This window comes from Mucilaginibacter sp. (genome assembly GCF_041663085.1).
In the GTDB taxonomy this organism is placed as follows: domain Bacteria; phylum Bacteroidota; class Bacteroidia; order Sphingobacteriales; family Sphingobacteriaceae; genus Mucilaginibacter.
On sequence record NZ_JBAZRC010000064.1, the window covers coordinates 1 to 23,820 of the forward strand.

At 44.5% G+C, this 23,820-nt stretch carries 23 protein-coding genes and 1 pseudogene; 7 read left to right on the forward strand and 17 right to left on the reverse strand.

Features of this window, described 5'->3' with window-relative positions; all coding sequences use genetic code 11:
• Positions 1-287, reverse strand: a pseudogene (locus WC615_RS13030) (hypothetical protein); the annotation flags it as partial.
• Positions 288-336: 49 nt separating this feature from the next.
• Entirely contained in the window at positions 337-1,710 is a 1,374-nt protein-coding gene (locus WC615_RS13035) for a serine/threonine protein kinase (RefSeq protein WP_372978527.1), read from the reverse strand.
• Between the two features lie 281 nt (positions 1,711-1,991).
• Between WC615_RS13035 and WC615_RS13040 the strand changes: the two genes are divergently transcribed.
• Entirely contained in the window at positions 1,992-3,497 is a 1,506-nt protein-coding gene (locus WC615_RS13040) for a tyrosinase family protein (protein WP_372978528.1), read from the forward strand.
• Between the two features lie 73 nt (positions 3,498-3,570).
• Here WC615_RS13040 and WC615_RS13045 read toward each other — a convergent pair whose 3' ends face one another.
• The gene (locus WC615_RS13045) at positions 3,571-4,608 is read right to left on the reverse strand and encodes an LLM class flavin-dependent oxidoreductase (RefSeq protein WP_372978529.1); all 1,038 of its coding nucleotides are present in this window, start codon (positions 4,606-4,608) and stop codon (positions 3,571-3,573) included.
• Positions 4,609-5,005: 397 nt separating this feature from the next.
• Between WC615_RS13045 and WC615_RS13050 the strand changes: the two genes are divergently transcribed.
• The gene (locus tag WC615_RS13050; RefSeq protein ID WP_372978530.1) at positions 5,006-6,466 is read left to right on the forward strand and encodes a YitT family protein; all 1,461 of its coding nucleotides are present in this window, start codon (positions 5,006-5,008) and stop codon (positions 6,464-6,466) included.
• Positions 6,467-6,719: 253 nt separating this feature from the next.
• On the opposite strand, the gene WC615_RS13055 is transcribed toward WC615_RS13050, so the two are convergent.
• The 14 genes from WC615_RS13055 to WC615_RS13120 all read right to left on the reverse strand — a co-directional run bounded on the left by WC615_RS13055 (position 6,720) and on the right by WC615_RS13120 (position 18,364).
• A complete protein-coding gene (locus WC615_RS13055) occupies positions 6,720-7,766 on the reverse strand; it encodes a response regulator (RefSeq protein ID WP_372978531.1) in 1,047 nt (348 codons plus the stop codon).
• A 10-nt stretch (positions 7,767-7,776) separates the two neighbouring features.
• Entirely contained in the window at positions 7,777-8,151 is a 375-nt protein-coding gene (locus WC615_RS13060; protein WP_191176349.1) for a response regulator, read from the reverse strand.
• A 69-nt stretch (positions 8,152-8,220) separates the two neighbouring features.
• Positions 8,221-9,510: a sensor histidine kinase gene (locus tag WC615_RS13065; RefSeq protein ID WP_372978532.1), complete on the reverse strand. Its 1,290-nt coding sequence runs from the start codon at positions 9,508-9,510 to the stop codon at positions 8,221-8,223.
• An 82-nt stretch (positions 9,511-9,592) separates the two neighbouring features.
• On the reverse strand, positions 9,593-10,075 hold the full coding sequence (locus tag WC615_RS13070) for a phosphatidylglycerophosphatase A (protein WP_372978533.1): 483 nt from the start codon (positions 10,073-10,075) through the stop codon (positions 9,593-9,595).
• A gap of 6 nt (positions 10,076-10,081) precedes the next feature.
• Positions 10,082-10,906 (reverse strand): DUF475 domain-containing protein, encoded by an 825-nt coding sequence (locus tag WC615_RS13075; protein ID WP_372978534.1) that lies wholly within the window; start codon positions 10,904-10,906, stop codon positions 10,082-10,084.
• Positions 10,907-10,914: 8 nt separating this feature from the next.
• Entirely contained in the window at positions 10,915-11,877 is a 963-nt protein-coding gene (locus WC615_RS13080) for a hypothetical protein (RefSeq protein ID WP_372978535.1), read from the reverse strand.
• A gap of 7 nt (positions 11,878-11,884) precedes the next feature.
• Positions 11,885-13,024, reverse strand: coding sequence for a toxic anion resistance protein (locus tag WC615_RS13085; protein ID WP_372978536.1), 1,140 nt, complete (start codon positions 13,022-13,024; stop codon positions 11,885-11,887).
• 146 nt (positions 13,025-13,170) lie between these two features.
• On the reverse strand, positions 13,171-13,785 hold the full coding sequence (locus WC615_RS13090) for a TerD family protein (RefSeq protein ID WP_372978537.1): 615 nt from the start codon (positions 13,783-13,785) through the stop codon (positions 13,171-13,173).
• 91 nt (positions 13,786-13,876) lie between these two features.
• Positions 13,877-14,431, reverse strand: coding sequence for a TerD family protein (locus WC615_RS13095; RefSeq protein WP_372978538.1), 555 nt, complete (start codon positions 14,429-14,431; stop codon positions 13,877-13,879).
• Entirely contained in the window at positions 14,421-15,269 is an 849-nt protein-coding gene (locus WC615_RS13100) for a phosphoribosyltransferase family protein (RefSeq protein ID WP_372978539.1), read from the reverse strand. The genes WC615_RS13095 and WC615_RS13100 overlap by 11 nt, the downstream gene beginning before the upstream one ends.
• Positions 15,270-15,403: 134 nt before the next feature.
• Complete coding sequence (locus tag WC615_RS13105; RefSeq protein ID WP_372978540.1) at positions 15,404-16,108, reverse strand: HAD family hydrolase; 705 nt, start codon at positions 16,106-16,108, stop codon at positions 15,404-15,406.
• 373 nt (positions 16,109-16,481) lie between these two features.
• Positions 16,482-17,303: an N-acetylmuramoyl-L-alanine amidase gene (locus tag WC615_RS13110; RefSeq protein WP_372978541.1), complete on the reverse strand. Its 822-nt coding sequence runs from the start codon at positions 17,301-17,303 to the stop codon at positions 16,482-16,484.
• A 144-nt stretch (positions 17,304-17,447) separates the two neighbouring features.
• Positions 17,448-17,900: a Fur family transcriptional regulator gene (locus tag WC615_RS13115; RefSeq protein WP_372978542.1), complete on the reverse strand. Its 453-nt coding sequence runs from the start codon at positions 17,898-17,900 to the stop codon at positions 17,448-17,450.
• A gap of 23 nt (positions 17,901-17,923) precedes the next feature.
• The gene (locus tag WC615_RS13120; protein ID WP_372978543.1) at positions 17,924-18,364 is read right to left on the reverse strand and encodes a MerC domain-containing protein; all 441 of its coding nucleotides are present in this window, start codon (positions 18,362-18,364) and stop codon (positions 17,924-17,926) included.
• A 193-nt stretch (positions 18,365-18,557) separates the two neighbouring features.
• Here WC615_RS13120 and WC615_RS13125 point away from each other — a divergent pair, with 193 nt between their 5' ends.
• The 5 genes from WC615_RS13125 to WC615_RS13145 all read left to right on the forward strand — a co-directional run bounded on the left by WC615_RS13125 (position 18,558) and on the right by WC615_RS13145 (position 23,805).
• On the forward strand, positions 18,558-19,244 hold the full coding sequence (locus WC615_RS13125; protein ID WP_372978544.1) for a GDSL-type esterase/lipase family protein: 687 nt from the start codon (positions 18,558-18,560) through the stop codon (positions 19,242-19,244).
• Positions 19,245-19,254: 10 nt separating this feature from the next.
• A complete protein-coding gene (locus WC615_RS13130; RefSeq protein WP_372978545.1) occupies positions 19,255-20,346 on the forward strand; it encodes a Gfo/Idh/MocA family protein in 1,092 nt (363 codons plus the stop codon).
• 3 nt (positions 20,347-20,349) lie between these two features.
• Positions 20,350-21,084, forward strand: coding sequence for a 6-phosphogluconolactonase (locus WC615_RS13135; protein ID WP_372978546.1), 735 nt, complete (start codon positions 20,350-20,352; stop codon positions 21,082-21,084).
• Between the two features lie 239 nt (positions 21,085-21,323).
• The gene (locus tag WC615_RS13140) at positions 21,324-23,051 is read left to right on the forward strand and encodes a GMC oxidoreductase (RefSeq protein WP_372978547.1); all 1,728 of its coding nucleotides are present in this window, start codon (positions 21,324-21,326) and stop codon (positions 23,049-23,051) included.
• A 10-nt stretch (positions 23,052-23,061) separates the two neighbouring features.
• On the forward strand, positions 23,062-23,805 hold the full coding sequence (locus tag WC615_RS13145) for a DUF1080 domain-containing protein (RefSeq protein WP_372978548.1): 744 nt from the start codon (positions 23,062-23,064) through the stop codon (positions 23,803-23,805).
• The last annotated feature ends 15 nt before the right edge of the window (positions 23,806-23,820 follow it).

Genomic DNA, 23,820 nt, shown 5'->3' on the forward strand with positions numbered 1-23,820 from the left:
TCGTAAAACTTGGTAACCGTTTCTTGCACAATAAGGCCGAAGATGCCTTGCTTATCGGCTACAAACTCCTTGTAATCATCTGCGTTAAAGCTGATGATAAATTCGTGGTAGAAAACCACGCGGTCGGCAAACGAAAGATCTTTGATCGAATCACGGAATTTATCGACAATATAACTGTAAACCGTATCGGGCGTAAGGGCTTTAGCCTTTGCCTTCTCGGTACTCTCGTTGGTTAAAAACCAATCCTGTATGCCTATGCGTTGCCAAAAATTTGGGGTTGATGCCATTTATATATCTTAGAAAACTGCTTACAGCAGATGTTTATCGTTTAAATTATTATTGTGAATTACTTGTGGTATCCGGTTCTGTTTTAGTAGTATCGGGTGCCGGTTTTTGCGGTATCACTACCGGCTTCTTCACCACGGTATCTTGCTTTAATGGGCTTGAATCCTGCGCAGCATTATCAGCCGGGAACCTCGATCCATAATCAGGTACACTTGTACTGGTATCCGCTTTAGTACGTAACGAATCTTGTTTTACCTGGTTTGGATTACCTTCTTTTTTGAGGAATGTGGCATAAACCGAGAAGCCCATAAATACAACCAGCAACACCATTACCGTATAATAATATGGTTTTGATAATGATACCCGAGACTCATCCTCAACGGGCTCTGCTGCCACCTGCTGTTTAACGATTGGCGCGCCCGATTGCTGGTATTGCAGCAATTGATTATGCAGGCGTTCGTTCTCACTGCGCAGAGCGGCGTTACTGAGCCCTCCGGCAATATCAAAGCTATCCGACCCGCTGAGGCTGCCGGTTACAATAGCATCATGCAGTTGCGTACCGTTGCTAAACCTTTTTGCCGGATCCTTTTCCAGGCATTTCTCTACCAGTTTAAGCAGCCATTGCGGCAGTTGCATTTCGCGGCCTTTCTTTTCCTGATCCCAGGTATCTGGCAACGAGTTTCTGCGGGCGTTGAGCAAGTCGGGCACCCGCGATTCGATATGCGCCAGCATCACCGCGTTACGGCCGGCATCGCCACCACCATGCAGCGGGAAGGGAACCTCGCCTGTTAGTAATTCATACAGGATTATGCCGTAGCTATAAATATCGGTTTCCAGCAGCATCTTGCCCTCATGCTGCTCGGGTGCCATAAATTCAATTGCCCCCGCATGGCGGATACTGGTACGGCGCTGCTCCTCGCTCATGATGGCCAGGCCAAAATCAAGCAATACATAGTTGCCTGTATGGATATTATACTTTACATTATTACTTTTTACATCGCCATGCTTTACCCCCACCTTATGGCAATGCGCCAGGGCGCTGGCCAACTGGTCGGCCACACGGATAACCTCGGTAAGCATAAAGATCTTTTCATGGGGCGGTTTCAGCAGCTCGCAAAGATCGGGACCTTCAATATATTCCATCTCGATGTAGGGGAACGAGCCGCTATCAGTAATGCCCGAACTCAGGATCTTCACCACATTTGGGTTTGGCTGCTCGTTAACTTTCTGAAGCTTGGTTACCTCGTTACGAAAGTTACGAAAGTTCTTATCGTCCTCGCTTTCGGTATGGATAGGTGTTGGCAGCAGTTTGATGGCCGTTAATACAGGCCCCATGCGGCGACCTTTATAAACCGAGCCCTGCCCGCCGGTGCTCATCGCCCCTAAGTTTTCAAGTCCCTCTGTTATTGTAAATACTTTACTCATTTATTGTTTAAAAACATTGCCCGTATTGCAGGCAAAAGGTATGATGTTAAATACAGTGTAAATTACATTTAATATGCCTGTTTGTTGTATGCAATTTGCAAATTTTATACATACAACATTAAAACGCAATACTTATTAATCAAGTACGGTTGGTAGATTTTAACATTTTTATATGTTTTTGGCTCCCACAATAAGAGCACCTTCAAAAAAGCTGTTTACACCCTTTCGGGAGAACCTTACCATGGCGTATATTTATAACACCTAATCTTAATCACATCACAATGAACAAACCACTAAAATGGGTAGCTGTTTTATTTGTTGCAACCCTGAGCGCCTGCGGCGGAAATCAAAACGGCAATACTGAAAAAGCACTACAGAGCACACAACAAGTACGTCATCTACGCAAAAGCCTTTACTCTTTAAAAGCTGAAAAAGACATGGCCGACCTGAAGAAGGCGCTGGGCGTTATGCGCGCTATGGATTGCGACAGCACCAGCAGCTGGTATTACCAGGGAGCTATCCATTGGGTGCCTGACACTATCCCCAACAACCCTTTTTGCGCCAGCTATAATTACCCAAAAGACCTGAAAGAGGCCTGGGATAACTGTACGCATACCAAATCGAAAAAGGAAGTGATCCACTTTTTAGTATGGCACAGGCTGTACATTTATCATTTTGAAAAAATCGTACGCAAGCTATCCGGCGACCCAAATTTCAGCCTGCCTTACTGGGGATATACCGATACCGTGAACGCACAGCAAAGCCGTACGATGCCGGCTATTTACCGGGACACAAAATCGAGCCTTTACGAAAAAGCACGTTTGGACAGCCTGAACAACGGCGCACCCTTACACGGCGAAATATTGGAATTTATTGACCTGAAAAACCTGTTTGATAACACCACCTACGCGGGTTTTAACAAAAATATGAATGCGGCACCTCACGGGGCCATGCACGATTATATTGGCTATGGTAATAGCGGGGCCGGCAAAGGCATGTTTAACCCCATTAAGCAAAAATTTGACAAAGGCGGTGGCTTGATGCAGGATGTAAAAACCGCTGCTTACGACCCTATCTTTTGGGTGCACCACGCTAACATCGACCGGGTTTGGCAAAAATGGACCAACACCAATAATGGACAGGAAGTTACCCTTGCGGAGTTAAAATCGGTACCGTGGCCTTATATTTTCTTTGATGAGAACGGCAAAAAGGTGCAATACACCATGGAGGAGGTTATGAAGATATTGTACACTATGGATTATGATTATGACGACACACCTGTGCAAGGCAAACCTGCCAACGTGCTAAAAGCAGCTCCGCTACAGCTACAGGCTAAAAACGCGCTGACATCACAGTCACCAAATGTAGTAGTGAATAAGGGGGTTACCAATTTTACGGTAGCCAACAATGCAGCTAAAACCAATTTGTTAAAAAGCAATGCTAACCAAAAGGTATTTATGAACGTTACAGTATCATACACCAAAGCGCCAAAAGGTGGTTACGAGGTATTTTTGAACCTGCCAAAAGGCGCTGTGGCTAATTCAAAAAGCGATTACTTCAGCGGTTTTATGACCTTTTTCGGTGCCGACCACCACTCGGGCATGGACGATATGAAAATGGACGGCATGCCGGCTAAAATGCAGGAAACATTCACTTTTGAGATATCAAAGGAGTTTAACCTCTCTAAGGCGGGTGGACAACCCAACTTTAACATCTCCATCAAAAAATATGGTGGTGCACCGCAGGAAGAGTTGAAAGTAGAGAACGTATCTGTTATTGTTCAATAAAGGCATATCATAAAACAAGAAAGGCCGCGATATCACTATCGCAGCCTTTCTTTCTTAAAAACACAAAAATATTTTATAGTTCGATATTAAGCGGGGCATAGTTGGTATTGCGGATCACATCTGCAAATACCTTGTACGAGTACATACGCGATTGATGGTCAAAGATATGCGAGGTTGCCATTACTTCGTCAATACCGGTTTCATCCACAAATGAAGTTAACTCCGCCCTGATCTTCTCCGGCCCGCCGATGAACGAATAAGCCAGCATTTGCATTACGGCTTCTTCCTCAAACACGTTCCATACGCTGTCCATACTTTTAACCGGGGGTGGCAGCAATTGCCTTTTACCGGTTACCACACCCATAAAAAATTGTTTTACAGATGTGGCCAGGTACTCCGCTTCGCCGTCGGTATCTGCAGCAACCACATTTACACAGGCCATAACGTATGGCTTTTGCAGGTATTCGGAAGGCTTAAAATTGTCGCGGTAAATTTTAACGGCCTCCATAAAATACGTTGGTGCAAAATGGCTGGCAAAAGCATACGGTAAACCCATAGCCGCTGCAACCTTGGCGCTATCGGTACTTGAACCCAGCACCCATATCGGGATATCCAGCCCTTCGCCGGGGATAGCCCTTACTTTGCTGCCAGCGTTATCTGCAGAAAAATAGGTTTGCAGCCGTACAATATCCCTCGGGAAGTTATGCACCGCGTTAAAATTTTCGCCACGGATGGCAAGGGCGGTCATCTGGTCGGTACCCGGCGCACGGCCAAGGCCAAGGTCTATCCTGCCCGGGTAAAGCGATGCCAGCGTGCCAAACTGCTCGGCCACAATAAGCGGCGCATGATTAGGCAGCATAATACCACCCGATCCTACCCTTATTTTTGAAGTACCACCGGCAATATAACCTATCAATACTGATGTTGCAGAACTTGCCACATTCATCATATTATGATGCTCGGCAAACCAATAACGGGTGTAGCCAATTTTTTCGGCAAGTTGCGCCACTTCCATGCTTTTTTTGAAGCTGTCGGCCGGGTTGCTACCCTCTACAACGGTGGCAAGGTCTAATACGGAATATTTTATATCTGATAATTTCTTTGCGCTCATAGTCTTCTTCTGTCAGATGGTTTAACACCTTATTTTAGCAGATGTTATTCAAAATTAGTGCTAAATAGCACCTGTTGCAGCTACAACTATATTATATGACGTTGCGGTCACATTAATCAGGGAACGGTGACAAAACCATGGTTCCGTCCCTTGAAAGGGATGGCAATGAATTGATATACGCCAACCTATTGGTTATTTAACTCACCCCGCGGCACTACGTGCGCGCCCCTCTCTGCTTCTCAAAGAGGGTGAAGAGAAAGACACAGCCCTCTTTCCGCGCAGCGAAGAGAGGGTGGTCGAGCGAAGCAACGACCGGGTGAGTAAAATTGCGAAGAGGAAAGTATCCCAACTATCCCCTCAAATTAATATCTTAGCGCAACAGAATTGGTTTAGGATTATGGTAGATAGCCCCGAGGGTAAATATATATTAAACAGGTTGCGTACTGAACTGCCCACGCAGTTTCATTACCATAATGCCGACCATACCCTTGATGTTTATCATTCGGCAGCAGCCATTGCTAAGCAAGAGAACTTAAACGAAGAGGATACCAAACTGCTGCTTCTTGCTGCTCTTTACCATGATTGCGGTTACTTGTCAGGCAATCACGATCATGAACGGTTATCATGCCAAATAACACGCGAGGCTTTATCGCAATTTGGTTATGATGAGGCGTATATTGAAAAGGTGTGTATGCTGATCATGGCCACGCAATTGCCGCAGCAACCGGCCAATCTGCTTCAGCAAATTATTTGCGATGCCGACCTGGATTACCTGGGCCGTACCGATTTTTTAACTACCGGCAATAAACTCTACCGCGAAATGCTGGCCTTTGGTACCATCAGCAACATAGAGGAATGGGACCGGCTGCAAACCGCTTTTCTGCAAAACCACCGGTACTTTACTGCCTCATCTTTAAAAAACAGGCAGCCAAAACAACAAGAAAATTTAAGAACTTTACAGACTAAAACTTCTATTGCCGAAATGAGTACAGCGCCTACTGCAAGATCTATAATAACAGACACTATTTATACCATCGTGGGAATTTTGTTCTGCGGGTTTGCCTTAAAAAGTTTCCTGATACCCAACGGCTTTTTTGATGGTGGGGTAACGGGCATTTCCCTGCTGATACATGAGCTTTATCACTTCAATATAGCTTACGTAATTATAATTGCCAATATCCCGTTTATCATTATGGGGGCTTTACAGGTGAACAAAACCTTTGCATTACGTACAATGCTGGCTATAATCGGATTGGCCCTTTGCCTGCTTTACCTGCCGTATCCGGATAAAATAACATCCGATAAGCTGCTTGTATGCATATTTGGCGGCGTGTTCATGGGTACGGGTATTGGTTTAGCGATACGCGGTGGCTGCGCACTTGATGGTATAGAGGTGCTGGCGCTATACACGGGTAAACGCATCAGTTTTACCATAAGCGAGATCATACTGGGTATTAACGTTGTCATTTTCCTGATAGCTGCTTTAGAGGTAAGTTTTGTTACATCCCTTTACTCCATCATTACTTATTACACCGCATCGCGGATGATCAACTTTGTAATTGAAGGCCTGGAAGAATATACGGGCGTTACCATTATATCCGGCCAAAACGTTGCGATAAAAGAAATGCTGGTAAAACAGCTTGGCCGTGGTATTACCGTTTATAAAGGCGAACGCGGCTTTTTAAAAGAGAGTTTTGATGTACATCACCCGGTTGATATTGTATTTACTGTAGTTACCCGTTTAGAGCTTAGGCGCCTGAAAAATATGGTACATGAGATAGACCCAAAGGCATTCATCTTCACCAGTATTATTAAGGAAGCCGCAGGTGGGGTGTTGAAGCGCAGGGCAAGGCACTAATAGGGAATAAATCTAATGTAGAGATGCGATACCTCGCGTCTTATCGAACTATAATAGAACTTACACCAATTCAAGCGTCTAAGCTTGAATTAATATTTTGGTAGCGTCCGCGCTACTGGGTTCTCGTGAGCGTAGACGCTCACAATTACCTTCGCTCAAGCGTAGACTCTTGAACGGGCGGAGGACCTTGCATAAGTGAGACGCGAAGTACCGCGTCTCTACGGTTTTTTCTATTATCTTAAATCCGAAACCCCTACTCTATAACCTCGTAAGTATTAACCGGCTTAAGCTTATTCTTTAAGCTAAATTCGCCGTTAGGCTTACATTTGAACGATTCTTTGGCTTTGTGGAACACATCCTCGGTAATAATGATCTGCCCGGCGGTGGCTATGCCCTGCAGGCGCTGTGCCAGGTTTACCGAATCGCCTATAACAGTATAATCCAAACGTTTTAGGGATGCTGAGCCTATATTACCCGAAACCATTTCGCCGGAGTTAATTCCTACCGAAATATTGGGTTTAAATTTTTTGCCGTTGCCTGCGTCAATTTCTGGCTCGTCGCTCAGGTGTGCTTTTACGGCCAGGGCTGCATCTATCGCCCTATCCAAATGGAACTCGCCACGGAAAACCGCCATGATGGCATCGCCCATAAACTTATCAACGTGGCCGCCCTGGGCTATAATTTCTTTTACAATTTTATCAAAAAGGCCGTTAAGCAGGTTAACCACAGTATTAGCCGGGATATGCTCTGTAATGGCTGTAAAGCCGCAAACATCAACAAACATCACGGTGGCTTCCAGCAGTTCGTTCTTCATCAGGCTGCCTTCAAACTCCTTGTGCGTCATAAAATTCAGCACATTCTCGTCCACGTACATTTTAAGGATATTGTTCTCTTTAATAGCCTTTAGGGTTTCCTGCAATTGCCTTACGTAGGTAATGGTACGCTGCATGGTGATGTCAAGATCATCAAAGTCAACCGGTTTCATCACAAAATCAAACGCGCCGCGGTTCATAGCGGTACGGATGTTTTGCATATCGCCATAAGCCGATACTACTACCGCTTTTAGCGTAGGGTTAGCCTCGGGTAAATGGGTAAGCAGGGTAAGGCCATCCATTACGGGCATGTTTATGTCTGACAGGATGATATCCAGATCAGGGTTTTCTTTGATGCGCTGTAAAGCTTCTTCCCCGTTCTGCGCGAAAATAAACTCGTACTCGTTCTCCCGGATCTTGCGGCGGAACTTTTGTTTTACCAGTATCTCCAGATCAGCTTCGTCATCCACTACCAGTATCTTAGCCATTTTGTGTGTGCTATAAAGTTTTAAGTTTTTCTTTCAGTAAGTTAAAATCAAGCGGTTTGGTCAAAAAGTCATCGGCACCTTTATCCATAGCCTGCTTGTAGTTCTCTTCGTCGCCATAGGCGGTTATCATCATTACCACGGGCGGCGGCGGGGTTGGAAAATCCTCTCGGATATGTGTAAGCAACTCAATCCCGCTCATGCCGGGCATGTTAATGTCCGACAGGATCAGCACCACTTCCGAATGCTTGTCTTTCAGATAATTCAATGCTTCCTCACCCGATTGCGCAAAGTCGAACTCTACTTCGTGGCTCTTGATCTCTTTGCGAAACCGCTGCAAAAATAGCGGCTGAACGTCTTCTTCGTCGTCTACGACTAGTATTTTCATATAGGGCTTAAAGATATATAATTCAAATTTACGCGTTGCAATAATTTATAAACAGGGTAAACCAGCTTATCAGGCAACGGGCAGGGTAACAATAAACTCAGAGCCTTCGCCTTCTTTACTATTGATATTGATATGGCCTTTATGTGCTTTCACAATAATATCATAGCTAAGCGATAAGCCAAGGCCGGTACCCTCGCCTGCGGGCTTGGTGGTGAAGAACGGCTGCATAATTTTATCCTTAATAGCATCAGGGATACCGCTGCCATTGTCTTTTACAATGATCTCTACATCGCTGCCTTTTGGCGTTTTTATAGTACGGGTTGATACTTCTACTTTGGGTTTAAAATCGCCTCCAATTGTTTTTTGCTTTTGATGTACCGCGTAAAACGCATTGGTAAACATGTTGAGCAACACCCGGCCAACATCCTGCGATACGATATTGATAGAGGGCAAATCCGGATCAAAATTGGTTACCAGGTCAGCATTGAATGATTTATCCTTTGCGCGCAAACCGTGGTAAGCCAGGCGGAAATACTCATCGGCAATGGTGTTAAGGTTTGTTGGTTCCTTTACATTACTGCTGGCGCGGCTATGCTGTAGCATACCTTTTACAATACCATCGGCACGTTTGCCGTGGTGGCGTATCTTCTCCAGGTTTTGTTTAATATCGTTAGCAATAGCGGTAGCCTCTTCCAAATCGCCTTTGGCCATCTCTTCTTCCATCTCCTCAATCAGCTCCATGCTCACCTCAGAGAAATTGTTTACAAAGTTCAAAGGGTTCTGAATTTCATGTGCAATACCGGCAGTAAGCTCCCCTAACGATGCCAGTTTTTCCTGCTGGATCAGCTGGGCCTGCGTAGCCTGTAGTTCTTTTACAGTTTCCTGTAATTCGTTACGCTGCTTGGTTATTTCGGTGGTACGCTGGGCAACCAGCAGTTCCAGTTCGTCCTTACGCTCACGTACCTTTAAAAGTTCTGCTTGTTGCTTTTTAGATGCCGATAATCGTATGAAGATAAAAGCAAACGCCCCAAAATAGGCCGATTGAAAAAAGTCGTCGTACTTGTCATAAAAATTATCGCTTATCAGATAAGTCAGCTCAACAATTATAGCTACTATAACCAGGGGGATGTGTGCCTTTAGCAGTATGCTGAATGGTTTAAAATCAGGCTCTTTGTATAAATAATATAAAACGCCGGCTAAACATAGGGCCCCTATAACGCCCCTTACCTCTTCGCTGCTAATTGTATTGCTTATTAGTATAAGTAAGGCACAAGCGCCCCAACCTATAATATTGAGCTGCTGGCTCCATTTTGGGTATATTGCTGTAGGCTTTAACGACTTGCGGAGCCGCAATGCCAATAGAAAAATTGCGAGATAGGTAAAAAAATACATGCTTATGCTTTAAATAAAAAACCTAAGATAATTATTATGTAGCGCCCATTCAAATGCTCAAATCAATTGAAGCATTTCCATAAAACTTAACAACAAAATACACAATAACCTGCAACACAATGTTGCCATAAACACCGGCCAGTACATCATCCATCATTACACCTGTACCGCCGGGTAAGGCCTCCATTTTACGGATGCCAAGCGGTTTTACAATGTCAAAAAAGCGGAACAGCACCAGGCCTATCAGCAGGTAATACAAATTGGGCGGGATGAACAGCATGGTTACCAGCATCCCGGCAACCTCATCTATCACTACGCGGTAACTATCCTTGCCCCAAAACGGCTCTACCTTGTCGCCAACGTAAATGCCAAGCAGGGTTATGATAACCGTAACTCCTGCCAAATACCAGGGACTTTGCAAAGACGGCTGCTGCCACATAAGCCATATAAACGGACAGGTAACTATAGCAGCCAGTGTGCCGCCGCCTTTTACGTACCCTATACCGAAAATTGATGCGATAAGTTTATTCATTATGGCTTAGGTTTTATCCAAAACGCCTTCGGCATCTTCTGCTACTTCGGGCTTAATGATATTCTTTTTAGGGAAGTTAAAGAAGATAGAAGTAAGCACCGGGATAATGAACACCGATACCGTAAATACCGATACGACAATATCCGCGGTTTCGCCTTCTAAAAATTTTGATATAGGAGATTCCTTATCAAAATGGACAAATAACGATGCGGTTAGCTTAATACCCAATACGCCGATAACCGTAAAGGCAACCGTTTCAAGGAAGGTGAATTTTTCCATCAGTTTTACAAAAGCCTGCGCTACAAAACGCATAGCCAAAATACCGATGAATACACCTGTATAGATCAGGAACACGTGATCGGTAAAGGCCACGGCTGCAAATACGTTATCTATAGAAAAGGCCAGGTCCATCAGTTCAACCAGGGCAACGGTTGCCCAAAATGTACCAATAAGCCCTACTGTTGATTTGTATAGCCAATTTTTGCTTTTATCAACCGAATCTGCTTCGCCATCCTCGGCATTTTTAGCAGCAAGTTTTTTTCTAAAATAGTCAAAAGCGAGGTATAACAGATACAAGCCGCCCAATGGTTTTAACCACCATATTTTAACAAGCCACGCTGCCAGAAACAAACATACCCCACGCAGTACATAGGCACCAATAATACCGTAGCGCAATGCACGTGCACGCTGATGTTTTGGCAGATCGAGCACCATAGTGGCCAGTACAGCCGCATTATCTACTGATAAAAGGCTTTCGATAACAATAAGGTTGAGCACAATCAACAGGCCCGCTTTTATATCAGGGCCAAGCAACGTGTGTAAAAAATCCATACGTGAGTTTAAATTATATCGGTGTTTAGCATTGTTTTTAAAATATTAGCCTGCACGTCAAACGCGTTCATGTGTGCCAAAAAGTTCACATCGGCTATTTTCTTATAGTCTTCGGCCAGCAGTGCCGTAATATTTTCGGGCAGGTTGGTTTTCATTAAACCGGCCTTGCCTGTTAGCTGTACGTTTTTATCGCGCAGTTCGCGCATCATGCGCTCGCGTTTGCTTATCGTATTTTTCAAGTCAATATCGCCAAGTTTGGTCACATCGCAAAACAAAAGCAAATTGTTAAGTGGCGAAAACAGGAAATACCTGTTCACATCCGTAAAGCGGTAAACTTCCAGCACAATATCATTGGCGCGCAATCCGCAGTAAAAATCAATCTTAAAATCATACTTACATAAAGCGCCCATCAGTTTGCGCTGGATGGTTGCATACTCGTTAGTATAAACATCGGCAGGGTTATATTGCAGCAAGTCGTAAACCAACTCGGTTGAGATGCTGAAAAAGTAATCGCCCGAAAAATGCGCGCTGAACTTGTTGATATTACCCGTAAACGGATACTCCGACGAGTTATCCGACAGCACCTGGAACAGTTTACGCAGCGATTGGCTCATTTTTAAAGCCTGCCGCTGTTTACCGTTACTAAAGTTGTGTTCTGTATAAACCGAATCGTCCATTTGGTCTATCAGCTGGTTATTCAGGGCCACCTCATCCAAAAGCAGGTCGGCCTGAGCCTCGTTGTTCCTTTTGATCTTTTTAAGCAGATCAATAAGGGTTTGAGTAAACTGGAGATGAAACATCTCCAGCTGGTTAATATCAAGCTCGGGATTGGTTTGAAAAAGCTGGTGCAGTACTTGGGTACGCAGGTAAATTTTATAAATTACATCGTTATTAAAAAACACGGATAACAGCTGTAGTTTGCTGATAACCCTTGTTGATGCATTTAATATATTTAGCCTGTTTTCATCCATATGCCGGTTAACGTGTATTGGTCACATTCTTTTTGAGCTCTGTCTCTAAAGTTTGTAACTCCGTATTAAGCGTTTTCCTGTTTTGTGTACCCTCGTCATGAATCCTCTTCACCTCGGTTAAAGTCTCAATTAACGATTGCGTGGTACGTTTTAAAGTATCCAAAGATACCACAGTTTTCTCATTTTCGCGGGCTACATCAATACTGTTTTGCTTAAGCAGTTCGGCATTTTTCTGTAAAATGGTGTTTGTAGTGTCTGATATCTTCTTCTGCATCTCCACATTGGCCTTTTGCCTGTTCAGCGCTACGGCAATGGTGAGCTGATTTTTCCAAACCGGGATGGTGGTTGATACTATCGATTGCGCCTTCTCGGCAATGGTAGTATTGTTGTTTTGCACCACGCGGATCTGCGCCAGCGATTGCAGCATAATAAAGCGCACCACCTTCAAATCGGCAAGGCGTTTATCAAGGCGGTTCACATAGTCGCGCAGGTCGGCTATTTCATAATCCTGGTAAGCCGATGGGTTACCATCCATCACCGCTAACTGCTCGTTCAGTTCCTTATACTTTAACTGGCCTGCAATGATCAGCTCTTCCATTTGATGAATGTAATCTACATTGCTATCAAACATGGTTTGCAGCGATGCATTATCCTTAATAGAATTTACACGGCCTGCTTTTATTTTATTGGTGATCTTATCTACATTATTAACCACCAGATCGTACTTAGCAAACATCTTTTTGGTATCCATAACCAGGGTACGCAAAATAGGGATACGCGATATGATCCTTACAAACGCGTTTTGCTCCAGCTCGTCTACATCAATATAATTCAGTTCGTGCAGCAGGTCGGTAATTAAGGTACCTACCTCGCCCGAATCAAATGTACGTACTGATGACAGGAAGGTATTGCTGTACCGCTCCATAGAGGCCTGCACATCGGTGCCATAGTTCAAAATAGAGTTTACATCGGCAGGGTTTAAGTCCTTACCTTTTTCGCTGTATTTTTTCACCTCATCCGGGGTTATGTTGGTTAGGTCAACATTACCGTCTTTATCAAGTTTAACCGGGGTGTTGGTGCTTGCTGCTGCGGGTGTTGCATTAAAATCCGGCAGCCCGGCGCCATCGTTGGTTAGGTTGGTTTCCATATTTTTTAATTATACTATGTTAAAATCAACCGTCATTGCGAGGTACGAAGCAATCTCCTAACTATGCTTCTCCGCCTTGTATATCGGCGCTATTCTATCAGGAGATTGCTTCGTACCTCGCAATGACGGGTTTACAAGGCTTGTGTTTACAAAAAATTCCTCATTACCGTATTTACGGTTTCTTCCAGTTTACGGTCTGTGGTGGGCTCGCCAATAGCGTTGAATTTCCATTCATCGTTTTTAACATAGAAAATGCCCATTACCATTGATACGTGGCCCCTGAAACTTGCATCGTGCGCAATATCATACGTCGCGAAGATCTCGTTCACCCGTTTCGGTGTACCCTCGTATATGCGGATAGATGCGAACGGAATGGTGCCAAAATCCTGGCCCCTAAAGCTGTTCAGCACAAAGGCCACATGTTTTACAGCCGGGTTAAGGCTGCCAAAATCAAGCGTGATAACTTCGTTATCCAAACCGTCATCACCACCCATATCGCCGGTAAGGTCATCACCACTGTGGCGTACGGCCTGGTCTTTTGATTTTAGGTTACCAAAGTAAACTACATCAACCAGTTTTTTATTCTCGTCGAACAAAGCGCAGCTGGCATCCAGGTCAACCGCTTCTTTAGATGAGCCGAAACCAAAAATGCCTTTCTTTTCTATAGCGCCCCAGTTTATACCTACGCAAACGCTTTGCAGTTTGCTGCCGTTGCTTTTCTCAAGGCTTATGCGTTGCCCTTTTTGAAGATTTATTGCCATTTCTTTTTTTGTTTTAGCTATGAGCTAAAAGCAGAAAGTCTAAAGCTAAAGCACATGAGCGGCTTTCTGCTCTAAGCTTTCTGCTTTCAGCTTAATTATATTTATTTAAATAATCCTGCAAGCCGCCTTTCATACCGGCGCCTACAGCTTCAAATTTCCATTTATTATCGCGTTTGTAAATACGGCCGAACTCTACCGCTGTTTCTATCGAGAAATCCTCTTCCAGCTCATACTTAAGGATATCGGTATTGGTGGCTGCATCAAAAATACGTACAAACGAGTTGCGCACCTGGCCAAAATTCTGGCGGCGGCTCTCGGCTTCGTGGATGGTTACCACAATGCAGATCTCGGTTACACGCGGGTCTATTTTAGTCAGATCAATCTTAATCTGCTCATCATCGCCATCACCTGCGCCGGTCAGGTTATCGCCGGTATGTTCAACAGCTTCATCAGGTGTTTTCAGGTTGTTGTAAAACACAAAATGTTCGTCGCTCAGGATCTTTTTATTATCGCCCATCACAAATACAGACGCATCCAGGTCAAAGCTTGCTCCTGTTGATGATGTATTGGTATCCCAGCCTAAGCCTATTGTAAATTTAGGGGCATCAATAGCTTCACGCTGCCCTTTTTGAAGGTTAATTGCCATATTGTATTAGTTTATAATTATCTAAAAGTAAAAGTTTTTTAATAAAGTTAAGGTTACGTTCGTACGCTTCAATGGTATGGTAACCGTTGCCCAAAGCCATGTTGTAAAGCTGCTCCACAAAATCGGCCTGCTGGTTTTCAATAAACATGCAAAAGCTGTCAAAACTATAGTTTAATATGTATTTTACAATACGCGTGTTGATGCAAAAATTGCCGCTTTTGATGATGCCATCCAGGTCGAAAATGGTTTTAACCTGGTAGTAATTCAGGTAATTCTCTACATTAGGGTGAATATCTGTATTGATCAATTGGGCGAAGTACAGCATGTGTATATTGTTATCCAAGCCGTAGGCATCCACCATTTTCATGATCATGCGCTCGTGGCTGCCGGTAATACGTATATCATCTAAAAACAGCAGCGTTTTGCCTTGCAAAAAGTCTTTATCAATGTGGAATTGGTCGTTACCTATCAGGTTCATTCGCTGCTCGGCATTTAGCTCACCATAATCTTCTTTATAGGTGATGGTACGGTGAACTTTGGCTTCCTGTACAACCGGTAAGCCCTGTTCTGCCAGCCAATGGTTAAGGCGGTACACAAACCAGTTTTTCATGGCGAAGGTTGCCGTTGGGATGAACGAATACGGACTGGATATAACTACTATTTGTTGGGATATGGGGTTCTCTGCCAGGTATTCGCTAATAAAGCCATCTGCCAGCGCAATGCCAAAATCTTTTGATACCGCCCCATCGCCAAACTTAAACCTGCTGTAATCGCCGGCGTCAAAGCCAAAGGTGCTATGGTGGTGTATATGGTGTAACGAATATGTGGTAGATGTCATGATTGTTTTTACTATACGAATCAAGAGTTAAGAGTCAAGAACCAAGATAAAAATCGCCTAACCCACACCGAGCCAATGTAAAACCGGTTTGGTATAATGTCATTTTCTGGTTCTTGATTCTTATATCTTGACTCTTAATTCTCATTTATAAGGCTTGAAATGGTATTTTGGTTTGAATTAATGAGCAATGAACTGATACCCATTGCATCTGCGGCCTGTGCATCATTTTTGGGGTTATCACCAATATGGATGATGTTTTTCAGCGAGATACCCTTACCTGCATTACATATATCAATGTTATTCAGCATGGTTTTAAAAAATTCGGGGTTTGGTTTTGACATGCCCGCCTCGTCAGAGTAAAGCTGAAAATCGAAATAGTTATCCAACCCGTAAAGTGCTAATACCTTTCGTAATGATTTCCCGGTGATGTATCCTGTGTTGCTCAACAAACTAAAAGTTGCTCCGCTTTTTTGTTTTAGATGCTCCAGCACCTCGGTTGTTACAGCCGAATAAATTTGCGGAGGGTATTTAAATAACAGATCCTCCATTTGCAGGTGCAGAGCGGTGTAATCAATATCGTCTATACTTAAGCTGTCGCCGTTGATGAGGCTTATCACCATCAGGTACATTTCGTCAGCATCGATGTTCTTGCCGGTTTTTTCGTTGATGGCGTTACACATGCCATCAACCTGCCTGAAGAGCCTGTCGATCTCCTCAACAGATTTGCCTGTATGATTAAATTTTTTCTGAAAATAGTACGCTCGCTGGAGTTTAAAATCGGGGTTTGATTTGATGAGCGTTAACCACAGATCAAAAGAGTAGTGCTGGTAGTAAGGCATGAGTAGATGTAAACAGTTTATAAAATGCCTGCCTTAATTGTAAGGGCAAGCATTATCTAATATATAACGTTTTACGCTATTACCTGAATAATTTAAGATAAACTTTACGTTAAGAAAAGGTCTCACAGTACGTCCCGAAAAAACAACAGCCAAAAACCAAAAAAGGCGATTTCACCAAACGTTCCTATGGAACGTATCGATTACCCTTATTTTTCTACTACCAACCAAATATCCCTATGGGATATATCGAGCCGTTCCATAGGAACGAATGGTTGGTAGCAAATAAAACAGAAGTTTCTTACGTTCCATCGGAACGTTTGGTGTGCCCTCTCGATCCTGAGTTATTACACCTGAAAAGAACGGCTAAACCAAACTATTGCTGCAACGTAAGCACATCGCGGTAGGCCTTTACAGAACGAACGATGCTTTGAACGATCTCATTCTGCCCTGTATCCGAATTAAGGTAGGCTTCTTCATCGGGGTTGTTGATAAAACCTGTTTCAATTAATACCCCCGGCATCCCACTGTTGGCCAGTACATAAAGGCTTTGCTCGCGCACACCAATAGACGGGCGGCCATCAGTTTCGGTAAATTCCATGTTTAAATATTCGCCGAATTTGATGCTTTGTTTACGGTATTTTTTAGCGAATGCGCTTAGGATGATGGCGTTAGCCGGATCTTCGGCGTCAAGGGCCTCGTACTGTGTCTGGTCTTTTTCTATCAGGATAGATGCATTCTCACGCATGGCTTCCAGTTGCTCACCAGCCCGTTTAATACCATAAATCAGCAGCATCACCCCACTTTGTTTATGCGCGCGATATGCCGTGCCTTCGGCGGATGAATTACAATGAATAGAGATGAACAGGTTACCCTGCGATTTATTGGCAATGTCTGACCGCCGCCTCAACTCGATAAAGGTATCATCACTACGGGTCATCACTATGGCGATATCCGGAAATTGGGATTGAATAGCTGCCTGTAGCTTTTTGGCTATAGAAAGTGTCACATTTTTCTCGAACGAAGATAAGCCCTTTGCACCGGCATCCTTGCCGCCATGGCCTGCATCAATAATAATGGTTTTAAGCTTAAAACCCGCATTTTGAATAGTATCTGCCGCAGGCGTAAAAGAACACAGCAGCATATAAAAAGAAAGGACGCCGACGGTAAACATCAGCCTGAAATATTTTTTAGTCATTTATGTTATTAGGGAACGCAAATTTAACCAACATTGTATAATTCAGTACTATAATTTCTCTTTAAAGGTCGTTTTTTGGCGTTTGAAGGCCGTTAGAGGACGTTTTTAGCCGTCTTTGGTTTAATAGCAATATTGTTGCAAAAATCAATTAATTTTTACAGCACTTTTTTTGCTGCACTTTGGGCAAAGGCCCGATGCATACAGCGTAAAGCCCTGTGCTTCGAAACCTGCCGGCAGCGTTAGCCTTGGCATATTCAATTCGTTTAGGCAGTACACGTTTTTACAAACGGTGCAGTTAAAGTGCAAGTGTTCATCGTGGTGATGGTTTTCCTGGCAGTCGGAATGGCAAACGGCGTAGTTGGCCGTACCGTTCAGATCAAATACTTTATGGATAATGCCCTTTTCTTCAAACACATTCAGGATACGGTATAGCGTAACCCTGTCAATATCGTTCATCACGCTCTCCAGATCGGGTTGCGAAGTGGCCGTATTTTTTGAGTACATCATTGACAGCACCCTTAACCGCGGCGCGGTTTTTTTAAGGTTATGCTTCTGCAGCATATCCTCAAACTGGTAGTTGTTTTTTACTTGTGCCATTTTATAGTACAAATTTAATAAAATTATGCAGCCTGTTGCTCATCATGCGGGTGCGCATGCTTAATATGGAAAAAGCTGTCGCCCGCCTTGCAGGTACCGGCATATTTATAATTTACAAAATGCGCAAGCGCGATAGTAATGCCCCCTGCGGGTACAATTATAGCCTCCAGCCAACCGGTGGTAAACAAATGTCCAACAACAATGGTAACAAACCCGGCAATCAGCAAAGCTAAAGGTAAAACGCGGTGGTGCTCTTTAAAAAACGAATTACCGATAGATGAGATACCCACCACCAGGGCAATAATGATCATGATCCACTCTACCCATGGGTTGGCTAAAAAGCCAAGGCCAAGCAAAGGCAAACTGGTAAAAAATATAGGCACAGCCGCGCAATGTATAGCGCAAAGTGTTGAGGCTGTCATACCAATATTATCCAGTTTTATGGTTTTTAACCGAGTGATCATGCTGCAAAGATAACACAAATGCAACATTATTGTATTTATAATTGTTTATAATTTGTCAGGATTTAACCCAAAATCAGGTTTTTTAACTGCGAAATAAGCGCCTTTTTTCGCCCCCAAAACGGAAAAAAACGCCAAAAAACGGCCTTTAATGGTCACAAATTATTGTATTTTTAGCCGCCAAGTAAACAAATTTATGAAGAAGTACCTCCTGCTGCTTTTATTGCTCCCGGCCTTTGCGCGGGCGCAAACCAGGCCATCAAACCAAAACCTGTTTGATACCATCCCCTTTATCCCCGACCATACCACCGAACGGTTAGAACAATTCAAGAAACAGCCGGCAACACAGGGCGGCACCATTTTTTTGGGCAACAGCATTACCGAAATGGGCAACTGGCCAAAACTGTTAAACGATACTACCGTACTTAACCGCGGCATCGGTGGCGATATTACCTATGGCGTATTAAAACGGATTGATGATGTGATCAACCGTCATCCCAAAAAACTGTTCATCCTGTTAGGTATTAATGATATCGGCAAGGATATCCCCGATTCGGTTATCGCCTATAATTACTTTAAGATTATCAGCAAGGTAAAAGCCGGGAGCCCCGCCACTAAAATCTATGTGCAAAGCATCTTGCCCATAAACCCAACTATAAAGAACTTCCCGCAACATTATGATAAGGCAGAGCATATCCCACGGGTAAACGCGATGCTTAAAGCCAATGCCGCCAAAATGGGTTATACCTATATCAACCTGCACCCGCTGTTTATTGATGCACAAAACCGGTTGGATGCCAAATACACCTACGAAGGCCTGCACCTTAAACCCGAAGCTTACGTGGTTTGGGTGGCTTACCTTAAAAAAATGAACTATCTATAATATTTATACCATGACTAAAACTAAAGTTGCCATCCTGGGAGCAGGATTCATATCAGATATCCACGTAGAATCATACCAGCGTTTTATCCCCGAGGCCGAAATTGTGGCTGTTTATGCCCGTAACCTTGATAAAGCCAAAGCCTTTGCCGAAAAGCATCACATCCCGGCTTATTTTGATGATGTAGATAAGCTGCTGGCCGAAACTGATTGCCAGGTGATAGATATTTGCGTACCCAACTACCTGCACGCTGTTAATACCATCAAAGCGGCCAATGCAGGCAAACACATCATCATAGAAAAACCGCTGGCCGTTACCTTAGAGGAAGCCGACGAAATGATAGCTGTTTGCAAAGCCAACAATGTAAAACTGATGTACGCCGAAGAGCTTTGCTTCGCGCCCAAATATGAGCGGGCAAGGCAAGTGGTAAAAGAAGGTGCCGTTGGCGAGGTTTACATGCTAAAACAAGCCGAAAAACACTCGGGCCCGCATACCGATTGGTTTTACGATATAAACCTGGCCGGTGGTGGCGTATTGATGGATATGGGCTGCCATGCTATGGGCTGGTTCCGCTGGATGCTGGGCAATGCTAAAGTTAAAAGTGTATATGCTACTATGGCTACCGTTTTACACGGTAACCGTACCAAAGGCGAGGATAACGCCGTGGTGATTGTTGAATTTGAGAATGGTGTTACCTGCGTTGCCGAAGATAGCTGGGCCAAACACGGCGGCATGGACGACCGCTGCGAGATATACGGTAAAGGCGGCGTTATTTATGCCGATCTGTTTATGGGCAGCTCGGCGTTAACGTACAGTCGCGAAGGGTATGGTTACGCCATGGAAAAGGCCGACACTTCTGCAGGCTGGAGTTTCACCATATTTGAGGAAGTGTTTAACCAGGGCTACCCGCACGAATTAAAACACTTTATTGAATGCGTACGTGAGGATAAAACCCCGCTGGTAACCGGCGAAGATGGCCGTGCCGTGCTGGAAATGCTGTACGCCGCCTATGCATCTGCCGGGCAGGGTAAAAAGATCAGCCTGCCATTCCACCCAAAAGTTGACCGCCCTATCGACCTGTGGCTTAACGCAAAACAAGATTAAATTATGAGAATATCAATATACGATACCTACGACGCCATGTCTGAAGCAGCAGCCGAACTGGTTGCGCAACAACTGGCCGAAAAACCTGCATCTATACTGTGCTTCCCCTCCGGTGATTCGCCAACCGGGATGTTAAACCATATTGTACAATGGGCAAATGAAGGCAAAATAGACCTGAGCCAAAGCCATTTTATTGCACTTGATGAATGGGTAGGCATGGACGAGAACGATGAGGGCAGTTGCAGCTATTATTTTAAACATCACTTTTTCAGCAAGCTAAATAAGTCGTTTAAAAGTATCACCCTATTTAATGCCAAGGCCGATAACCTGGATGCGGAATGTGAGCGCATCAATAGCTTCATCAGCAGCAAAGGAGGGCTGGATATTATGATGGTAGGCATTGGCATGAATGGCCACCTTGGCCTTAATGAACCCGGCACCCCTGTTGACTTATATGCTCACCACTCGGCCTTAGACCCTGTTACCGTACAGGTAGGCCAAAAATATTTCAATAAAGAAACCGCGCTAACCGGGGGCATCACCCTTGGCTTACAACACCTTGCCGAAGCTGGCAAGGCGGTCCTCATAGCGTCGGGCGCTAAAAAAGCCGGTATTATCCACGAAAGTTTACAGGGAACAGTTACTACCGAAGTACCTGCATCTATCCTGCAAACATTATCAAATGCTTTTATCCTGCTTGATCAGGATGCAGCATCCGGGTTGGAGCATGGGAGCTGAGATACACAACCCCGCATAAACAATTCATTGCCGTTGACTTTAGTCAGCGGATAAGCAGCAATAATGAATTGGCTTTAGCCAAATTAAATAGTTTGGCTAAAGCCAATTGCCCGCTTTTCTGTCCGTCCCATAAATGGGACGGCAATGATATTTGCTTTGTTATATAGCTGTATCAGTATCTGTCAACTTTCTTTTACGGATAATTTATTGCATCTTTATAATACCAATTTTTAAACTTCATGTCAGTAAATTCTCCGGATACAAACGCGGCCACTACTGCCGCTAATACATTTGATGCTATAGTTATTGGGTCGGGCATAAGCGGTGGCTGGGCAGCCAAAGAACTTTGCGAACAGGGCCTTAAAACCCTTGTTTTAGAGCGTGGCCGCGATGTTAAACACTTAAAAGATTACCCTACTGCTACTACCCCTCCATGGGAATTTCCCTATCGGGGACGCATGAGCCTTAAACATTATAAAGAGAACCCACTGATAACTAAAGCCGCCGGTTACGGCGACGATTGCGACCACTTTTTTGTTAAGGATGCCGACCATCCCTACGTGCAGGAAAAACCGTTCGACTGGATCCGCGGGTACCAGGTTGGCGGTAAATCATTAACCTGGGGCCGGGCCACCCAACGCTGGAGCGAGTTTGAATTTACCGCGCCCGAGCGTTTTGGCTATGGTATTGGCTGGCCAATTGGCTATAAAGATGTAGCACCGTGGTACTCGCATGTAGAGAAATTTATCGGCATCTGCGGCAATAAGGACGGCTTGGAGGCTATGCCTGATGGGGAGTTCCAAACCCCGTTTGAGATGAACGTTCCGCTGCAGCACATCAAACAATCTTTGAAAGATAATTATACCGACCGCCACCTGGTACATGCACGCTGGGCGCACTTAACCGACCCGCAGCAGGTTCATTTAGACCAGGGCCGCGGTAAATGCCAGGCGCGTAACATGTGTATGCGCGGCTGTCCGTTTGGGGGATATTTCAGCTCAAACTCTTCTACCCTGCCCTGGGCCGAAAAAACCGGCAACCTTACTATTCGCCCGCACTCGGTGGTGCATTCTGTTATTTATGACGAGAAACTGGGCAAAGCAAGCGGCGTACGGATCATTGACGCCAACACCAAAGAGGTAATAGAATACCATGCCAAGGTTATTTTCATGAACGCTTCGGCATTGAATACAAACCTGATACTGCTTAACTCAAAATCAAAACGCTTCCCTAATGGTTTGGGTAACGATAGCGGTGTGTTGGGTAAATATATCGCCTTCCATAATTACCGGGCTTCGGTTTCGGGTACTTTGGATGGTTATCTGGATAAATATTATTTTGGCCGCAACCCTACCGACCTGATATTGGTAAATTACCGTAACCTGCACCAGCGCGATACCAAATACTTTGGAGGCTACACTACCTTTATGAATGCCTATCGCGACCAGCATCCTAACGATAGCGGGAACGGGCAGGTTGGCGAACAATACAAAGACGACCTTTGCGAACCCGGCGGCTGGCATGTATTTGCCTACCTGCAAGGCGAAACCGTACCGGTAGAAACCAACCACGTACGCCTCAGCGATACCGAAAAAGACCAATGGGGTATCCCGCTGTTAATTACATCGGTTGAGTACCATCCTAACGATGACCTGATGACCGAAGATTTTTTGAATGAAACTGCGGCTATGCTGGAAAAAGCAGGTGTAAAAAACATCAATAAGTACAACAATAAGCAATCTCCCGGGTTAGATATACATGAAATGGGCGGCGTGCGTATGGGTAAAGACCCAAAAACATCTATGCTGAATGCCAACAATCAATTACACGCCTGCAAAAACGTGTTTGTTACCGATGGCGCCTGCATGACCAGCACCGGCAACCAAAGCCCATCCATTTTATACATGGCACTTACTGCAAGGGCCGCCACATTTGCTGTTAACGAGATAAAAAAGGGAAACCTGTAAATCTGTTTGTATGAGAAAAATAAGCTTCATTTTGTTTGCCGCCGTAGCCATAAGCGCCTGTAAATCATCCGGCCGCAAAGCTGCCAACTATCAGGATAGCATCCAAACTGCCGAACCCCAAACCGGCAAATGGGTAAATTTACTGGCAGATAGCACCATGGCCGGCTGGCATACTTACGGTAAGGGTGCAGTAGGTTCGGCATGGAAGCTTAAAGATGGGGAGTTGCACCTGGATGCCTCTAAAAAAGTCGATTGGCAAAGCGCCGGCGGCGGCGATATTGTGACCAATGATGAGTACGAAAATTTCGACCTGAAAGTGGAATGGAAAATATCGCGTGCGGGCAACAGCGGCATTATGTTTTACGTACACGAGGACACCACCAAGTATAAATACCCATGGCAAACCGGCCCCGAAACCCAGATTGCCGATAATAAAGAGAACGAGGATGGCAAACTCATCAAACATCGTGCAGGTGATCTGTACGATTTGATGTCGATAGATAAGGAGATCGTAAACCCGGCAGGTAAATGGAACAAAACAGAAGTAATTGCCGATAAGGGCAAACTTACCATTTTGGTTAACCACGAAGTTGTGTTGCAAACAACCTTATGGGATGCTAATTGGAACAAATTGATAGCCGGCAGTAAGTTTAAAGAATGGCCGGGCTTTGGCACTTACAAAAAAGGCCGCATAGCCCTGCAGGACCATGGCGCGGATGTATGGTTTAAAAAAGTGGAGATAAAAAGGTTGTAGATTCAATTGCTCGCG

What these genes read in the sequence shown, in the direction of transcription:
- WC615_RS13035 (WP_372978527.1), bottom strand. Translation starts at nt 1,710, where the DNA reads ATGAGTAAAGTATTTACAATAACAGAGGGACTTGAAAACTTAGGGGCG.
- WC615_RS13040 (WP_372978528.1), top strand. Translation starts at nt 1,992, where the DNA reads ATGAACAAACCACTAAAATGGGTAGCTGTTTTATTTGTTGCAACCCTG.
- WC615_RS13045 (WP_372978529.1), bottom strand. Translation starts at nt 4,608, where the DNA reads ATGAGCGCAAAGAAATTATCAGATATAAAATATTCCGTATTAGACCTT.
- WC615_RS13050 (WP_372978530.1), top strand. Translation starts at nt 5,006, where the DNA reads ATGGTAGATAGCCCCGAGGGTAAATATATATTAAACAGGTTGCGTACT.
- WC615_RS13055 (WP_372978531.1), bottom strand. Translation starts at nt 7,766, where the DNA reads ATGGCTAAGATACTGGTAGTGGATGACGAAGCTGATCTGGAGATACTG.
- WC615_RS13060 (WP_191176349.1), bottom strand. Translation starts at nt 8,151, where the DNA reads ATGAAAATACTAGTCGTAGACGACGAAGAAGACGTTCAGCCGCTATTT.
- WC615_RS13070 (WP_372978533.1), bottom strand. Translation starts at nt 10,075, where the DNA reads ATGAATAAACTTATCGCATCAATTTTCGGTATAGGGTACGTAAAAGGC.
- WC615_RS13075 (WP_372978534.1), bottom strand. Translation starts at nt 10,906, where the DNA reads ATGGATTTTTTACACACGTTGCTTGGCCCTGATATAAAAGCGGGCCTG.
- WC615_RS13080 (WP_372978535.1), bottom strand. Translation starts at nt 11,877, where the DNA reads ATGGATGAAAACAGGCTAAATATATTAAATGCATCAACAAGGGTTATC.
- WC615_RS13085 (WP_372978536.1), bottom strand. Translation starts at nt 13,024, where the DNA reads ATGGAAACCAACCTAACCAACGATGGCGCCGGGCTGCCGGATTTTAAT.
- WC615_RS13090 (WP_372978537.1), bottom strand. Translation starts at nt 13,785, where the DNA reads ATGGCAATAAATCTTCAAAAAGGGCAACGCATAAGCCTTGAGAAAAGC.
- WC615_RS13095 (WP_372978538.1), bottom strand. Translation starts at nt 14,431, where the DNA reads ATGGCAATTAACCTTCAAAAAGGGCAGCGTGAAGCTATTGATGCCCCT.
- WC615_RS13100 (WP_372978539.1), bottom strand. Translation starts at nt 15,269, where the DNA reads ATGACATCTACCACATATTCGTTACACCATATACACCACCATAGCACC.
- WC615_RS13105 (WP_372978540.1), bottom strand. Translation starts at nt 16,108, where the DNA reads ATGCCTTACTACCAGCACTACTCTTTTGATCTGTGGTTAACGCTCATC.
- WC615_RS13110 (WP_372978541.1), bottom strand. Translation starts at nt 17,303, where the DNA reads ATGACTAAAAAATATTTCAGGCTGATGTTTACCGTCGGCGTCCTTTCT.
- WC615_RS13115 (WP_372978542.1), bottom strand. Translation starts at nt 17,900, where the DNA reads ATGGCACAAGTAAAAAACAACTACCAGTTTGAGGATATGCTGCAGAAG.
- WC615_RS13120 (WP_372978543.1), bottom strand. Translation starts at nt 18,364, where the DNA reads ATGATCACTCGGTTAAAAACCATAAAACTGGATAATATTGGTATGACA.
- WC615_RS13125 (WP_372978544.1), top strand. Translation starts at nt 18,558, where the DNA reads ATGAAGAAGTACCTCCTGCTGCTTTTATTGCTCCCGGCCTTTGCGCGG.
- WC615_RS13130 (WP_372978545.1), top strand. Translation starts at nt 19,255, where the DNA reads ATGACTAAAACTAAAGTTGCCATCCTGGGAGCAGGATTCATATCAGAT.
- WC615_RS13135 (WP_372978546.1), top strand. Translation starts at nt 20,350, where the DNA reads ATGAGAATATCAATATACGATACCTACGACGCCATGTCTGAAGCAGCA.
- WC615_RS13140 (WP_372978547.1), top strand. Translation starts at nt 21,324, where the DNA reads ATGTCAGTAAATTCTCCGGATACAAACGCGGCCACTACTGCCGCTAAT.
- WC615_RS13145 (WP_372978548.1), top strand. Translation starts at nt 23,062, where the DNA reads ATGAGAAAAATAAGCTTCATTTTGTTTGCCGCCGTAGCCATAAGCGCC.